Genomic DNA, 16307 nt, shown 5'->3' with positions numbered 1-16307 from the left:
GGCAGGGAGTACATCAGTTGAAGCGTTCTCGAAGTCAAGTGCCGCAGGTGCGGCGGTAGTCGGCCGAGGGGAACCAGCGCCGCCACTGCGTCTCGGTGAGCCCCTTCCCCGACCGGGCGCACACCGTCCGTGCGGCACCGTCCGGGGCCAACGCGTGTGCTCTGTCGGCCAGATGAGGTGTGGCGACGTGCAACTCGCCGCCGTCCCGGGTGAATCCGACGGCGAGTACCGGGCCGTCCCCCGCGGGCAGGGTCGCGGCCGGAAGGGCGGGGGTGGCGGTCTCCCAGACGTACAGAAATCCGTCGGGACCACTGGCGGCCACCAGCGAGCCGTCGGCGGAGAAGCCGAGCACCGGACCGTGACGGTTGGAGCCGCCGCTCCTCAGGACGGCCAGTCTGCGCCAGGTGCGCGCGTCCCACAGGGTGACGCGGCCCTGGACGTCGGCGGCGGCGAGGTAGCGCCCATCGGGACTGAAGGCCGCCTCGCTGAGATAGTCCTCGCCCCGGACCCCGTCGGCCCTCTTCACCCGGCTGCCCGTAGAGACGTCCACGAGCGTGCCCTCCCAGGTCAGCGCGGTGCGGCCGGACGGGTCGACGGTCACGGTCTCCTCGCCGAGCACGGTCGGGGGCTTCTTCGCCGCTGCCGGCCGGCCCCAGGCGTCGAAGGCCGCGTCCCGGGCCGCCCGGCTCCGCCACGCCCCGCCCGCCAGCCCTTGCAGCGACAAGGTGTGCACGGAGTCGGTGCGGCCCTGCTCGCGGTAGCGCAGCACGCCCGCTTCGGGATCCAGGCGGAGGTCACCCACGGCCGAGGAGTCGACCGGGAAGGTGAGCAACGGTTCGCGCGGGCTGTCGTCCTCGGGGGCAGGAAGGCCGAGGCGCCACAGGGCGAGGAAACCGGAGGTCCAGGTCACGGCGTAGTCACCGGCGAACTCCACGCGCAGGGCGCCACCGGCCAGAGGCTGCCGGGGCCGCTCCCGGCCGGTCCTGATGTCCCACGTCACGATGCCCGAGGACGTGGCGGCCGCAACGGCCCGGTCGTCGGCGGTGAAGGTGAGCTCGTCGCCCCCGCACAGGGCACGCCCGGTGGCGGTGGGCACGGAAGGGGCCACGAGGTGTCCGGCGGCGGTGTCGAGGATCCGCGGCCGGCCGCCGGAGTCCGTGCACCAGGCGAGATGGCGGCCGTCGCGGCTCTGCGCGGGCAACGCACCGTCGACGGTGCCCTGTTCGTACCGGAACAGCACCCGCAGCCGGCGTACGTCCCACCCGGTGAGCGTCGCCCGCTCGCCCCCGCCCGGCACCGGCCGCCGTACGAGCAGCGTGTGCCCGCCCGGTCCGAACGCGGCCTCGGTGTCGGGCCACGCGCCGGTCGGAAGCCGGTGTGTGCTGCCGTCGGCGAACCGGCCGAGCACCAGGCCCTCACCGCCCGGTCCCCGGTAGACGACCAGCCGGCCGTCCGGGCTGACGTCGACCACGTTCTCGGACAGGCCGCGCCACCGGATGGAACGGATCCGCCGGTGGGACCCCACGTCCCACTGAACGACCTTGTCCCGCACGAGAGTTGTCAGGACGCGCCCGTCCCGGGTGAGCCACGTCGGAGCGTTGAGGGCACGGCCGCCCTCTTCGGGCGCGGTGAACACGTCGCGTTCGCTCTGCGCGGCGGCCGTCCGCAGAGCCTGCCGGGTCTCGGGCAGGTCGGCGATCCGCCACGCGGCCAGGGCTAGGGACATCGCGGTACGCGGATCGCTCTGCCGGAGGGTGCCCACCGACTCGGCCGCGCTGCGGGCCTCGGCCTCGTCCCGCTGCCGTGCGCTGACCCCGCTCTGCCGCCAGGCGGCGGCGCCCGCGACCACGGCCAGCACCAGCAGCACGGCGAGAGCGCCGGTCAGGGTGCGCAGCCGACGGGCGGCTCGGGCGGCCGCACGGCGGCCGCGTTCGTGGGTCTCCACGCTCGCCGCCAGGAAGTCCCGTTCGAGCCCGTTCAGTTCACCCGCGTCGCCAAAGGCCTCGCGGGCCTGTGTCAACCGTGTGCCCCGGTAGAGCGCGCCGGTGTCCCGCCCCAACTCGGCCCAGGTGAGGGCGGCCCCGGTCAGGGCGCGGTGCAGACGCAGCCGTTCGCGGTCCTCGTCCAGCCAGCCGCGCAGCCGGGGCCAGGCAGCGAGGAGCGCCTCGTGGGCGAGGTCGACGGTGGTGCCGTCCACCGTCAGCAGCCTGCCGCGGACAAGTTGCTCCAGAACACCGGCCGCTGTGCCGTCCGCGTCGAGTTCCGCGCGGTCCACGGGCCGCCGGGTGTCCTCGGTGCCGTCGCCGGGATTCACCAGCCGTAGCAGCAGGCGGCGCAAGGCTGCGGCCTCGGCGGGCGAGCACCGGGCGTGCACGGCCTCCGCGGTGTGCGCGACGGCGCCCCGGACACCGCCGACGGCCTCGTAGGCGGCGAGAGTGAGTGTCTTGCCGGTGCGCCTGCGCCAGAGCTCCCTCAACGCGTGGGCCATCAGCGGCAGTCCGCCCGGTTCACCGGCCACGTCGGCGACGATCCGCGCGGTCAGCGCACGTTCCACCACGAGTCCTCGAGCCGCGGCCGGCCGCACCACGGCTTCCCGCAGCGCGGCCGGCGGCATCGGACCGACCAGCAGCGCGGAGTCCCTGAGCGCCTCGGCGAGCGGCCCGTGTTCGGCGCACCGGCCGTAGAAGTCGGCCCGGACCACGATCACCACGCGAAGCCGCGACGCCGGGTCCGTGGCCGTGAGCAACTCCCTGAGGAATCCGGCGCGTTCCTCGGCGTCGGCGCAGAGGGTGAAGACCTCCTCGAACTGGTCGACGACGAGAAGGGTGTCACCGGGGCCGTCATGCGGGGCGAAGAGGGCCGCGTGGGTGCGGAGGGGGCGGGGGCCGGGAGTGAGGAGGCGGATGGCGGCGAGGGCGCTGCCCCTCGGCTCGTCGGGATCGCGCAGCGCCGGAACCAACCCCGCCCGCACCAACGACGACTTGCCGCTTCCGCTCGCCCCGACCACCGCCACGAACCTCTTCGCGGCGGTGAGTCCGACGAGTTCGGCGATCAGGTCCCCGCGGCCGTGGAAGTGCTCCCCGTCGCCGGTCTCGAAGCGGGCGAGGCCCGGATAGGGACTGTCCTCGTCCGCGGGGTCCGCACGATCCTCGTCGGCCGATTCCGCGAGAGCCTCCCGCCACCGGCGCTCCCACTCCCCGGGATCGCCGCCGCACGCGGTGACGTAGGCGAGGAGCACCGGCAGGGACGGGAGCCGTTCGCCGGCCGCGGCGGCGGAGAGGGTGGGCGCCGAATAGCCCACGCGGGCCGCCATGGCGCGGTAGGTCAACGTGCCCGCCTCGTCGCGCAGCTTGCGCATCTCGTACGCGAACCGCTGCACGGCTCCCGCTCCCGGATCGAGCGGTTTCTCCCGGCGTCCCATCTGCGTCTCCCCCTTCACTCACGGTCGTCCCCGCGTCGGCAACCGTCCCCCGCGAATTGATTGGGCCCCCGGTTCGGGGCTGCCCAACAATCCGCCGGCCCCTGAACTCGTCGGTGCACGCCCGTTCGCAGGGACCCGTGTTCCACCACGCACCGGAGTCGGCCATCGCCACCACACACTCACCAGGACCCCCGCTACGGCCGGTCCGGTTGCCACCCGCCACGTCTCCACCCGCGACCACGCCTCCCCACCTCCCGTGGCACGCCCTTGTCCCGGCCGCCCTGTCGCTCGTCCTCGGCCTGTGGGGTGTCCGGCGCGGCGGCAGCACATGGCGGGACGAGACGGTGACGTACGACATGGCCCGGCGCTCGCTGCCCGACCTGTGGGCGACGCTGGCACACGTGGACGCCGTGCACGGCCTGTACTACCTGCTCATGCACAGCCTGTTCCGCGTGTTCGGCGAGGCGGACCCCCTGCTCGTGCTCCGCCTGCCCTCGGTCCTGGCGACCGCGGCGGCGGCCGGGACCCTGGCTCTCCTGGGCCACCGCCTCGCCGGACCGCGCACGGCGCTGCTCGCCGGGGCCGCCTTCGCCGTGCTCCCGCCGGTGCAGCGGTACGCGCAGGAGGGCCGCTCGTACGCCGTCGTCTGCGCGCTGGTCATCTGGGCGACGTACCTGCTGGTGCGGGCCGTGGACCGCCGTACGGCAGGGGCCTGGGCGGCGTACGGCGCGGTCCTGCTGACCGCGTGTCTGCTGCACGAGTTCGCGGTCCTGGCCCTGCCCGCGCACCTGGTGGCCCTGCCGCGTACGGCCCGTCGCGCCGCGCTCCGCGTGGCCCTCGCGGTCTGCGCGGGACTGGCACCCCTCGCCGTGCTGAGCACACGCCAGTCGGACCAGGTGTCCTGGATCGGCGGCCTCGGAACGGGCGCGCTGCTGGGTTTCGCCGGGGTGAGCACACTGGCGCTGGTCTGCGCGGGCCTGCTCCGGCACGGCCCCCTGCCCCGTCCGGCCCTTCCTCTGGCGGTCCTGCCCGCGCTGACGCTGATCCTGCTCACCCCGCTGAAGCCCCTCTACGTGGACCGCTACGTCCTCTACGGCCACGCGGGCACGGCCCTCCTGATCGGCGCGGCCCTGGACCGGCTGGGTCGGGCCCGGACACTCGCCGTCGGGACGGCACTGCTCGCGCTGCTGCCGGTCACCCTCCAGCTCCGCACCCCGGACAGCCGCACCGACGACGTCACGGCCATCGCCCGGGCGATGGGCACCGCGCATGCCGACGGCGTCCTCTACCTGCCGGACCGGCGCCGGGTGTGGTCACTGAGCGGTCCCGACGCCCCGCGCGGCCTGCGTGACCTGGCCCTGGACCGCGGCCCGGCCGAGTCGCACACCCTGTACGGCACCGAGGTACCGGCCCCCGAGATCCGCGCCCGCATGCTGGCGACGGCCCGGATCGTCGCCGTAGGAGACCCGGTGGGTCAGCCACTGGACCAGAATCCGCAGGAGAGGACCAAACGACAGGTGCTGGCCGACCATTTCGTCCCCGTCCGGGTCCGGAAGGTCAGGGGCGCTCTGATCACCGAGTACCTTCGCGCCCCCTCAGGAGCGCGGGGAGACGCGCGCGTTACCTCAGCCGGTCCGCACCGCGGTGTGGACCGTATGCACGGCCAACACGAACACGTCGGCCCGCTGATGCACACTCGCCGCGTCCTCGGGATCCAATAGCCGGTCGAGAGTCCCGCGGTCGTCCGGCTCCAGCTGCTCCCCGAACACATCCCGCAGCCGCCCGAGCGACGCGGCGATGTAGGCGCGGGCTCGGTCGGTCGTCGGCGCGGGCAGGTCCAGCAGGAAGCTGCGCGTACCGGTGTGCCGCAGCCCCGCCGAGGCCATCAGCGCGGGCCAGTCCTCGACCTCGGCGACCGAGTCGGCGAGCCCCGCGCGCATCTCGGCGAACCACGCCTCCTCCAGCGCGTCGAGCCTCGCCTGGAGTCCGGGCCGGCCGATCCCGATGTCCCGGGGCAGGAAACGCGCCGGCAGCCCGCCCTCCATCAGCGCCAGCGTGCCCCCACGGGCGAGCCGCGAGGCGAACGCGGCGATTCCGGCCCGCTGGTCCCCGAGGTGGTGCAGGCTCCGGCTGGCCCACAGCAGGTCGACGGGGTAGTCCAAGTCGTCCAGGATCCCGGGGAGTTGACCGGCGATCGTGTCGAACCGGTCGCCGACGCCCAGCCTGGTGGCCCGGGCCCGGGCACGTTCCAGAAGCGGCTCGGCTCCGTCGACGGCGACGACGCGGGCCGCCGGGAACGCCTCGGCGAGCAGACAGGACAGCACCCCGGGTCCGCTGCCCGCGTCGACGATCAGCCCCGGCTCGGTCTGCTTGTGCCCGAGCCAGGCCAGGGCCCGCTCGTACAGGGGCGTGAACAGCTCCGCCTGTGTCTCCAGGTGCTGGGCCATCCTGGACCAGTCGATGTCGGTGTGGTCGTGATGGTGATCGTGCGCCATGGTGTCAGCCTCTCCTCGGGATGCCGCCAGGGTGCTCCGACGCACCGCGAAGAGGCCAGCGATGTTGCCGCGACGGCAAAAAATGACGGCAAAGCGGACGCAAAGGAAAATGGGATGCGCCCGGCACGGCGGGTCCCCGACGATGACCCCATGGACGACGAACTGGTGGAACGCTTCCTCGAGGACGGATTCGTGCGGATCGAGGGCGCCTTCCCGCCCCGCGTCGCCCAGCACTGCGCGTCGCTGCTGTGGCGGGAGACGGGCTACGACCCCGAGGATCCGGCCTCCTGGAAGGACCCGGTGGTGTGGGTGGCCGACATGGCGCAGGGCCCGTTCGCGGCGGCCGTCAACTCCGCTGCGCTGCATGAGGCGTTCGACCTGCTGGTGGGCGAGAACCGCTGGCATTCCCGTTATTCACTGGGCAGTTTCCCTTTGCGGTTTCCGCACAAGGAGGAACCGGACGACGCCGGCTGGCACATCGAGGGAAGCTACCTCCCGGACGGCGCGCCCGCCGGCCGCTATCACACCAACCTGCGCTCCAGGGACCGCGCGCTGCTGATGCTGTTCCTGTTCAGCGAGGTCACCGAGACCGACGCTCCGACCCGCATCCGGGTCGGCTCCCATCTGGATGTGCCCCAGGTCCTGGAGCCGTACGGCGAACAGGGGGCGTCCTTCGTGGAGTTGGGCCCCAAGGTGGACCTGGCCTCGGCCCACCGTCCGCTCGCGCACGCCACCGGCAGCCCCGGGGACGTCTACCTCTGCCACCCGTTCCTGGTCCACGCGGCCCAGCCGCACCACGGCACGAGGCATCGCTTCATGGCACAACCGCCGCTGTTGCCGTCGGAGCAACTGCGGCTGGAGCGCCCCGACGGCGACTATTCGGCGGTGGAGTTCGCGATCCGCAGGGGTCTGGCCGGAAAGAACTGACCAGACCCCTGCGCAGTGCTGTCAGAGCGCGGGGTACGCGTTCTGCATGAGCTGCTGGAACTGTGCCGAGAACCAGTGCCCCGACACCGGCGCGTTCGCCAGCGCACCGGAGAGGTTGTTCCCGTTGCGGGGGTTGCCCGTGTACGTCGGGTCGCACATCCGGTCGAAGCCCTTGCCCTCGTCGTTCGGGATCGCGGCGCTGGACCCGTCGGACTCACCCGGCGGCTTCATCCACACGTACGCGTCGATCCCGGTGGCCGGGCTGGCCTTCGGACGCTCACCCAGACCGGCACCGGACTGGTTGCACCAGTTGCCGACGTGGATGCGACGGTCGTAACGGCCGCCGTTGACGTAGGTGTCGACATCGGTCGTCGCACCCGGACCGGCGGGACGCGCGGTACCGCCCCAGCCGTTGCGGGAGGTGTCGATCAGCATGCCGATGTTCGAGTTGAAGCCCGTCGTGACCAGCTGGTTGCGGAAGCCCTGGGCGAAGGACAGCTCGTCGACGTACCGGTTCCAGTCCACCCACTTCGACTCACGGACCGACTTGCCCGCCACGGAGTCGTTGATGGTGAAGTTGTTCTCCTTCAGGGCGCTGTAGTTGGCCGTGTTGGCGATGAAGCCGTGGACGTCGTTGACGGTGGCGCCCTCGGCGGTGGCCGCCTGCTTCATGATGGTGGCGCTGGCGGCGAAGTTGTCGTCCCACCCGATCCAGCCGTGGTGGCCGGCGTCGATGTAGTTGTAGACGTTGGGGATCGCGCCGAGCTTGTGCAGCGCGTAGCCGACGCCCTTCACGTAGTTGCCGTTGGCCAGCATGGTGTCGCAGGCCGGGGTGGCGGTGGGCCGACTGCCCGTGTTGGTCACGAGGTTGGGCAGCGAGTCGATCTCGATCGTGGTGACGATCCTGAGCGAGCTGTACTTGCTGTCGGCGAGGATCGCGGCGATCGGGTCGATGAACTGGGTCTTGTACTTGTCGATCTCCGTCGGGCCGAGCTCGCCGTTGGAGGCGAGGGCCGCGCAGTCACGTCCGGGCAGGTCGTACACGACGAGTTGGACGACCTCCTCGCCGGAGCCCTTCTGTGCGAGGGCCGCGTCGAGGTGGGCGCGCAGCCCCATCCCGCCGTTCGCGCCGTTGATGGCGGCGATCCGGTCGAGCCAGACACCGGTGGGCTGGTTGGAGATCCGGCTGCCGCCGGGCTCCGCGGCGGCCTTCGCCGACCACTCGGGGTTCACGTACACCTTCGCCCCGGCGTAGGGGTTGTCGACGCGGGTGCTGCCCCCGGGGTCCGTCGGACCGGGCGGGTCCGTCGGTCCGGTGCCGCCGTCGACGTTGCAGGTCACCCCGTCGAGGGTGAAGGTGGTCGGTAGAGCGTTGGTACCGCTGTAGGTGCCCTGGAAGCCGAAACTGACCGAACCGCCGGTGGCGAGCGTGCCGTTGTAGCTCTCGTTGGCGGCGGTGACGGCCGTGCCGCTCTGGCTGATCTTGGAGTTCCAGAAGTTGGTGACCTTCTGGTTTCCGGCGTACGACCACTTCACCGCCCAACTGGACTTGGCGGCGCTGTTGTTGGTGATCGTGACGGCCGTGGTGAAGCCGGTGTCCCACTGGTTCTGCACCTTGTAGTCCACGGTGCAGGGGACGGCGGCGAGGCCTACGTCCCCGGGGACCACGGCGAGCGCGGTCCCGGAGGCCCCGGCGACGAGCGCCAGGGCAGCGAGGAGCGCTGTTCTCGTACGACTCATGAGTGCGGGTTTCCTTCTCGGTCGCGGGTGTTGTCCGTCGAGCGGGTGGTGCCGTCGAGGGGGTGCTATCCGTTCAGGGCGCGCAGATGGTCACGCAGCCCGGTTCCGAAGGCTGTCGGTGTGCCGTCGTAGCTGCTGATCAGGGACGGGCCGGAGGAGCAGTCCCAGGTGTTCCAGGTCCAGCCGAGATACGACAGGGAGCGGTCGTCGAACCACTTCATGACCTGGTCGATGAAGCCGTGGGAGCAGGTGTTCTCGCCGATCTCCCCCGCCATGAGGGGGACTTGGGCGGCCACCGGGGCGAGCGTGGAGTTCCAGCAGCTCTCGTTGGAGCAGGTGTTGAAGTTGTACACGTGCCAGGCGGCGCCGAGATTGCCCGCCGGGTCGGTGGGTTTGTAGGTGAGCCACTGGCTCAGGTCGTTGGAGTAGGCGATCCCGCCGGCCAGGATCACGTTGGTCGCGCCGGTGCCCCGGACGCTGTCGACGAGGTCCTGCATGCCGGCGACCTCGTACCCGATGCCGGGGCAGGTGCCGCCGTCCCGCCAGCACTGCCACGCCTGGGTGGTCGTGGAGGTGGCGCGGTCCGGGTAGGGCTCGTTGAACAGGTCGAAGACGACGGCCCGGTCGCCCTTGAAGGTGTTCGCCACCGAGGTCCAGAAGGCGGGTGTGTACTGCATGTCGGGCATCGGCTTCTGGCAGCTGGCGTGCACGTCGGAGCAGCCGGCGGAGTTGCCGGTGTACTGGCCGTAGGTCCAGTGGAGTTCGACCACGGGTGTCAGGCCGTGGGCCTTGACCCTGGCCACCAGGTCCTTGACGGCGTTGATGTAGTTGGTCCCGGCGTAGGCCGGGTTGATGTTGGACAGGCCCAGCCAGCACTCCTCGTTGAGAGGGATGCGGACCGTGTTCGCCTTCCAGTCGGCGATCGCCTTCACCGAGGCGTCGTCGACCGGGCCGTCGAAGATGCCGCGGCCCTGGACGCACATGAACTCGCCGCCGGAGCGGTTCACACCGAGGAGTCGGCGGGTACCGCCGTTCGCGTCCACGAGCTTGTTGCCCTGGACGCGCAGGACGGGGGGTGCCGTGTCCTCAGGATCCGGCGGATCCGGAGTGGGGGTCGGCCCGGTGTCCGTGTTGCAGACCGTGCCGTTGAGCTTGAACGAGGTGGGTACGGCGTTGCTCCCGGACGAGGACGCGATGAATCCGGCGCTGACGCTCGCTCCGCTGCCCAGCGAGCCGTTGTAGCTCTCGTTGGCCGCGGTGACCGTCGTACCGGACTGGGACCATTTCGCGTTCCAGCCCTGGGTGAGCTTCTGGCCGCCGGCGAAGTCGAAGGTGAGGCTCCAACTACTCATGGCGGCCGTGTTGTTGGTGATTTTCACGGAGCCCTGGAAACCGCTGCCCCACTGGCTGGTGACGGAGTACTCCACCGAGCAGGCGGGGGTGGCGCCGGACGCCGTGACCACCGGTACGGTCACGGCCCCGATGAGGGAGACCGCGCCGACGGCGGCTACTAAAAGTACTGAACGCGGGGGGTGTCGCATGAGCGACTCCTTGCAGATCAGCGCGCCGTTACGGACGCGTCGACTGATGGAATCGCTCCCACTGGTGTCCAAGAAGTTAGCGCCAAGTGACGGCAAAGAACAGAGGCGTCACTTGACTTTCCGGGGCCACATCCGTCGAATCTTTTCGACTCTTCAAGCGTCTTGACCCCTCACCCCCTCATCCTCACTATGGGAGCGCTCCCACTGGTTCAAGCCTTGACTTCTCCGAGCCGCACAAGGAGGAACCAGCAATGCCCCCCACGAGGAGACGCCGGCCCGTCCGGCGATTGTGGACCGCTGTCGCGGCGGCCCTGGCGCTGCCGTTCGCAATGCTGAGTGCGGCTTCAACTCCCGCACAAGCAGCCGCAGTTCAGTGCAACGTCGACTACAAGACCAATGACTGGGGCTCCGGTTTCACCGCGGATCTGACGATCACGAACCGCGGCACGGACGCCATCAACGGCTGGACGCTCACCTACAGCTACGCCGGAAACCAGAAGCTGAGCAACGGCTGGAACGGCACCTGGTCCCAGTCCGGCCAGGCCGTCTCCGTCACCAACGCCACGTACAACGCGAACATCGCCGCGGGCTCCGCCGTCACCACCGGCGCACAGTTCACCTACAGCGGCACCAACGCCGCCCCGACCAACTTCGCGGTCAACGGCACCAGTTGTGTCGGCGCGCACCAGCCGCCGATCACGGTCCTGACCAGCCCGGCCGCAGGCGCCGTCTACACCCAGGGCACGGCGGTTCCGCTCGCCGCCACGGCCGCCGCGGCGGACAACGCGACGATCAGCAAGATGGAGTTCTACGACAACACCACGCTGCTCGGCACCGACACGACGGCGCCGTACTCGCTCTCGGTCTCAAGCTTGACCGTGGGCAGTCATTCTCTGCTCGCGAAGGCGTACGACAGCCTGGGCGCCTCGGGTGAGTCCACGCCGGTCGGCATCACGGTCGCCTCGGGTCCCGCGGTCGTCGCGTCGGCCACCCAACTGCCCGTCCAGCAGGGCAAGACGGGCACGTACACCCTGAAGCTGTCGACGCAGCCCTCGGCCAACGTGACGGTCACGACCGCTCGCGCGAGCGGCAACTCGGGCCTCACGGTGACCGGTGGGGCCTCGCTCACCTTCACCCCGTCCAACTGGAACACCGCGCAGACGGTGACCATCACCGCCAACGCCTCCGGTACCGGCGCGGCGACCTTCGAGTCGACGGCCACCGGCCACGCCAAGGCCTCGGTGACAGCCACCGAGATCGCGGCGACGGGCACGTACAACGCCCGCTTCCTGGATCTGTACGGCAAGATCACCAACCCGGCGAACGGCTACTTCTCCCCCGAGGGCATCCCCTACCACTCGGTCGAGACCCTGATCGTCGAGGCGCCGGACCAGGGCCACGAGACCACGTCGGAGGCGTACAGCTACCTCCTGTGGCTCCAGGCCATGTACGGCAAGGTGACGGGCGACTGGTCCAAGTTCAACGGGGCCTGGGACATCATGGAGAAGTACATGATCCCCACACACGCCGACCAGCCGACGAACTCCTTCTACAACGCCTCCAAGCCGGCCACCTACGCGCCCGAGCTGGACACGCCCAACGAGTACCCGGCGAAGCTGGACACCGGGGTGTCGGTGGGCTCGGACCCGATCGCCGGTGAACTGAAGACCGCATACGGCACGGACGACGTCTACGGTATGCACTGGCTCCAGGACGTCGACAACGTCTACGGCTTCGGCAACTCGCCCGGCAAGTGCGAGGCGGGCCCGACGGACACCGGACCGTCGTACATCAACACCTTCCAACGCGGCGCGCAGGAGTCGGTGTGGGAGACGGTGCCGCAGCCGACCTGCGACCAGTTCAAGTACGGCGGCAAGAACGGGTACCTGGACCTCTTCACCGGTGACGCCTCCTACGCGAAGCAGTGGAAGTTCACCAACGCCCCGGACGCCGACGCGCGTGCGGTGCAGGCCGCGTACTGGGCCGACAAGTGGGCGAACGAGCAGGGCAAGGGCTCCGACGTCTCCGCGACCGTGGGCAAGGCCGCGAAGATGGGCGACTATCTGCGCTACGCCATGTACGACAAGTACTTCAAGAAGATCGGCAACTGTGTCGGTCCGTCCACCTGCGCGGCCGGCACCGGCAAGGACGCCTCGAGCTATCTGCTCTCCTGGTACTACGCCTGGGGTGGCGCGACCGACACCGCGGCGGGCTGGGCCTGGCGCATCGGCTCCAGCCATGTGCACGGCGGCTACCAGAACCCGATGGCCGCGTACGCGCTCAGCTCCTACGCCGACCTGAAGCCCAAGTCGGCGACGGGCGCGGCGGACTGGAACACCTCGCTGACCCGGCAGCTGGAGTTCTACCGCTGGCTGCAGTCCAGCGAGGGCGCCATCGCGGGCGGGGCGACGAACAGCTGGGCGGGCCGTTACGCGACTCCTCCGGCCGGTACGTCGACCTTCTACGGCATGTACTACGACCAGCAGCCCGTCTACCACGACCCGCCGTCCAACCAGTGGTTCGGCTTCCAGGCGTGGTCGATGGAGCGGGTCGCCGAGTACTACCAGCAGACGGGGAACGCGCAGGCCAAGGCGGTCCTCGACAAGTGGGTCAAGTGGGCGCTGTCCAAGACCACGATCAACCCGGACGGCACCTACCAGATCCCCTCCACGCTGCAGTGGTCGGGCCAGCCCGACACCTGGAACGCGTCAAGTCCCGGTGCCAACAGCGGACTTCACGTCACCGTCGCCGACTACACCAACGACGTCGGGGTGACCGCCGCGTACGCCAAGACCCTGACGTACTACGCGGACCGTTCCGGCGACACTGCCTCCGCGACCACGGCGAAGGCTCTGCTGGACGGCATGTGGGGCAACTACCAGGACAGCCTGGGGGTCGCGGTGCCGGAAAACCGGGCGGACTACAACCGCTTCGACGACGCCGTGTACGTCCCGAGCGGCTGGACCGGGACCATGCCGAACGGTGACGCGATCAACGCGTCGTCGACCTTCGAATCCCTCCGGTCGTTCTACAAGAACGACCCCGCCTGGTCGAAGATCCAGGCCTATCTGGCCGGCGGCGCGGTGCCGTCGTTCACGTATCACCGGTTCTGGGCCCAGGCGGACATCGCCCTGGCCATGGGGTCGTACGCGGAGCTTCTGGAATAGCCCCCGCCGGGCGCTCCGCGGGTTGGGCCGTTGTCGACTGCGGGTCCGTTGTGGCTGGTCGCGCCCGCGCGGCGGAGCCGCAAATGAACGCAGCCCCGCGCCCCCAAAGGGCGCACCAGGCACCGTTCCTTCTCCGGAACCGTCTGAAAAGGCTTCGCGTGCTCGGTCCCGTCACCTGACGACGGGACCAACCGGCCGGGCGGCCCCCTTCCCGCACTGGGGGCCGCCCGGCAACTCTCGCACTCCACGGAAAGCGCTTACCCCCACTCCCCCCTTTCCGGAAAGGACTCCCCCGTGCGAAGAACCCGCATTCTCACGGCCGTGCTCGCGCTCGCGGCCGGGCTGCTGGCAGGAACCCCGCCCGCGCTGGCGGCCGGGAACACCGCGAAGGTCTCGCTCGCCGCCGACACGTACACCTGGAAGAACGCCCGCATCGACGGCGGCGGTTTCGTTCCCGGGATCGTCTTCAACCGCAAGGAGAAGAACCTGGCCTACGCCCGCACGGACATCGGCGGGGCCTACCGCTGGCAGGAGTCGTCGAAGACCTGGACGCCGCTGCTCGACTCGGTCGGCTGGGACGACTGGGGGCACACGGGTGTCGTCAGCCTGGCATCCGACTCCGTGGACCCGAACAAGGTCTACGCGGCCGTCGGGACGTACACCAACGGCTGGGACCCGAAGAACGGCGCGGTCATGCGCTCCTCGAACCGCGGCGCGAGCTGGCAGACGGCCGCCCTGCCGTTCAAGCTCGGCGGCAACATGCCGGGGCGGGGCATGGGAGAGCGGCTGGCGGTCGACCCGAACAAGAACAGCGTGCTGTATCTGGGCGCGCCGAGCGGCAAGGGGTTGTGGCGGTCGACGGACTCGGGCGTCACCTGGTCGCAGGTGACCGCCTTCCCCAACGTCGGCAACTACCAGCAGGATCCGAGCGACACCAGCGGCTACGCCAGCGACAACCAGGGCATCGTCTGGGTCACCTTCGACGAGCGGACGGGCACCTCCGGCAACGCGACGCAGGCGATCTACGTCGGGGTCGCCGACCTCCAGAACTCCGTGTACCGGTCGACGGACGGCGGCGCGACCTGGAGCCGCCTCGCCGGACAGCCGACGGGGTACCTCGCCCACAAGGGTGTCCTGGACGCGGCGGGCGGCTATCTGTACCTCTCCTACAGCGACAAGGGCGGGCCGTACGACGGCGGCAAGGGCCAGGTGTGGCGGTACGCGACGGCGACGGGCACCTGGACGAACATCAGCCCGGTCGCGGAGGCGGACACCTACTACGGCTTCAGCGGCCTGACAGTGGACCGGCAGAAACCCGGCACCGTGATGGCGACGGCGTACAGCTCATGGTGGCCCGACACCCAGATCTTCCGCTCCACCGACAGCGGGGCGACCTGGACGAAGGCGTGGGACTACTCGTCGTACCCCACCCGCGCCAACCGCTACACGATGGACGTCTCGTCCTCGCCCTGGCTGACCTGGGGCGCGAACCCGTCGCCGCCCGAACAGGCGCCGAAACTCGGGTGGATGACCGAGTCGCTGGAGATCGACCCGTTCAACTCGAACCGCATGATGTACGGGACGGGGGCCACGCTCTACGGCACGGAGAACCTCACGAACTGGGACTCGGGCAGCCAGTTCACCATCAAGCCGATGGTGCAGGGCCTGGAGGAGACCGCGGTCCAGGACCTCGCGTCACCGCCCTCGGGTGCCCCGCTGCTGAGCGCGCTGGGCGACATCGGCGGATTCCGGCACACGGATCTCACCAAGGTCCCGTCGATGATGTTCACGTCCCCGAACTTCACCACGACCACCAGCCTGGACTTCGCCGAGACGAACCCCAACACCGTCGTGCGGACGGGCAATCTGGACTCGGGCCCGCACATCGGGTTCTCGACGGACAACGGCGCCAACTGGTTCGCGGGCACCGACCCTTCGGGCGTGAGCGGCGGCGGAACGGTGGCCGCGGCCTCGGACGGCAGCCGGTTCGTGTGGAGCCCCGACGGCACAGGAGTGCAGTACACGACGGGCTTCGGTACAGCCTGGTCGGCGTCGAGCGGGATCCCCGCGGGCGCGATCGTCGAGTCCGACCGGGTCGACCCACGGACCTTCTACGGCTTCAAGTCCGGGAAGTTCTACGTGAGTTCGGATGGCGGGGCGACCTTCACGGCGTCCACCGCCGGCAACCTCCCGGCCGGTGACAGCGTGCGCTTCAAGGCGCTGCCCGGCCAGAAGGGCGATGTGTGGCTGGCCGGCGGGTCCACCGACGGGGCGTACGGCCTGTGGCACTCGACGGACGGCGGCGCGAACTGGACGAAGCTCTCCAACGTCGACCAGGCCGACACGATCGGCTTCGGGAAGGCGGCGGCCGGGGCCTCATACCAGACCCTCTTCACCAGCGCGAAGATCGGCGGCGTCCGTGGCATCTTCCGCTCGACCGACAAGGGCGCGACCTGGACCCGCATCAACGACGACGCCCACCAGTGGGGTTGGACCGGCGGGGCCATCACCGGTGACCCCCGGGTGTACGGCCGCGTGTACGTCTCGACGAACGGCCGGGGCGTGATCTACGGCGACACCTCCGACACGAGCGGCGGTGGCGGCACCGATCCGACGGACCCGCCCGACCCGGCACCGACGGGCGCCTGCGCGGTGACGTACAAGATCACCAACCAGTGGACGGGCGGCTTCCAGGCGGACGTCCAGCTGAGCAACACGGGTACGAGTGCCTGGTCGGGCTGGTCCCTCGGCTGGTCCTTCCCGGGCGGCCAGACGATCTCGCAGACCTGGAACGCCGAGACAGCTCAGTCGGGTTCGGCGGCCACGGCCAAGAACGTCACCTGGAACGCCAACGTGGCGGCGGGCTCCTCCGTGAGCTTCGGCTTCACGGGCAGCTGGTCGGGCACGAACGGAAAACCGACGGCCTTCAAGCTGGGTGAGCAGAGCTGCACGGTCACCTGACGGTCCGTCCGCACGGTGGGTGCGTGTCCCCCGAGGGGGCACGCACCCACCGTCG

General features: G+C 70.3%; 8 protein-coding genes. 4 read left to right on the top strand and 4 right to left on the bottom strand.

Annotated features, from left to right (window positions below; all coding sequences use genetic code 11):
* Positions 1-34: 34 nt before the first annotated feature.
* The gene (locus tag ACFYRX_RS34770) at positions 35-3421 is read right to left on the bottom strand and encodes a hypothetical protein (RefSeq protein WP_389108613.1); all 3387 of its coding nucleotides are present in this window, start codon (positions 3419-3421) and stop codon (positions 35-37) included.
* A 209-nt stretch (positions 3422-3630) separates the two neighbouring features.
* Between ACFYRX_RS34770 and ACFYRX_RS34765 the strand changes: the two genes are divergently transcribed.
* Positions 3631-5142: a glycosyltransferase family 39 protein gene (locus ACFYRX_RS34765; RefSeq protein WP_389108610.1), complete on the top strand. Its 1512-nt coding sequence runs from the start codon at positions 3631-3633 to the stop codon at positions 5140-5142.
* On the opposite strand, the gene ACFYRX_RS34760 is transcribed toward ACFYRX_RS34765, so the two are convergent.
* Positions 5047-5916 (bottom strand): class I SAM-dependent methyltransferase, encoded by an 870-nt coding sequence (locus ACFYRX_RS34760; RefSeq protein ID WP_389108607.1) that lies wholly within the window; start codon positions 5914-5916, stop codon positions 5047-5049. The two genes, ACFYRX_RS34765 and ACFYRX_RS34760, sit on opposite strands and share 96 nt — an antisense overlap.
* Positions 5917-6030: 114 nt before the next feature.
* On the opposite strand from ACFYRX_RS34760, the gene ACFYRX_RS34755 reads away from it, so the two are divergent.
* Positions 6031-6843, top strand: coding sequence for a phytanoyl-CoA dioxygenase family protein (locus tag ACFYRX_RS34755; protein ID WP_389108604.1), 813 nt, complete (start codon positions 6031-6033; stop codon positions 6841-6843).
* Between the two features lie 21 nt (positions 6844-6864).
* On the opposite strand, the gene ACFYRX_RS34750 is transcribed toward ACFYRX_RS34755, so the two are convergent.
* Together ACFYRX_RS34750 and ACFYRX_RS34745 are read right to left on the bottom strand one after the other, a co-directional pair.
* A complete protein-coding gene (locus ACFYRX_RS34750) occupies positions 6865-8583 on the bottom strand; it encodes a glycoside hydrolase family 6 protein (RefSeq protein ID WP_389108601.1) in 1719 nt (572 codons plus the stop codon).
* A gap of 65 nt (positions 8584-8648) precedes the next feature.
* Entirely contained in the window at positions 8649-10124 is a 1476-nt protein-coding gene (locus ACFYRX_RS34745; RefSeq protein ID WP_389108598.1) for a cellulose binding domain-containing protein, read from the bottom strand.
* Positions 10125-10375: 251 nt separating this feature from the next.
* On the opposite strand from ACFYRX_RS34745, the gene ACFYRX_RS34740 reads away from it, so the two are divergent.
* A complete protein-coding gene (locus tag ACFYRX_RS34740; protein ID WP_389108595.1) occupies positions 10376-13291 on the top strand; it encodes a glycoside hydrolase family 48 protein in 2916 nt (971 codons plus the stop codon).
* 294 nt (positions 13292-13585) lie between these two features.
* Positions 13586-16252 carry a cellulose binding domain-containing protein gene (locus ACFYRX_RS34735; protein WP_389108593.1) on the top strand — a complete coding sequence of 889 codons (2667 nt, stop codon included), beginning with the start codon at positions 13586-13588 and terminating at the stop codon, positions 16250-16252.
* Positions 16253-16307: the final 55 nt, after the last annotated feature.

This window comes from Streptomyces sp. NPDC005374, from assembly GCF_042872225.1.
GTDB lineage: Bacteria > Actinomycetota > Actinomycetes > Streptomycetales > Streptomycetaceae > Streptomyces.
The sequence above is the reverse complement of the archived record's forward strand: the minus strand, read 5'-3'. Positions and strand labels throughout refer to the sequence as shown.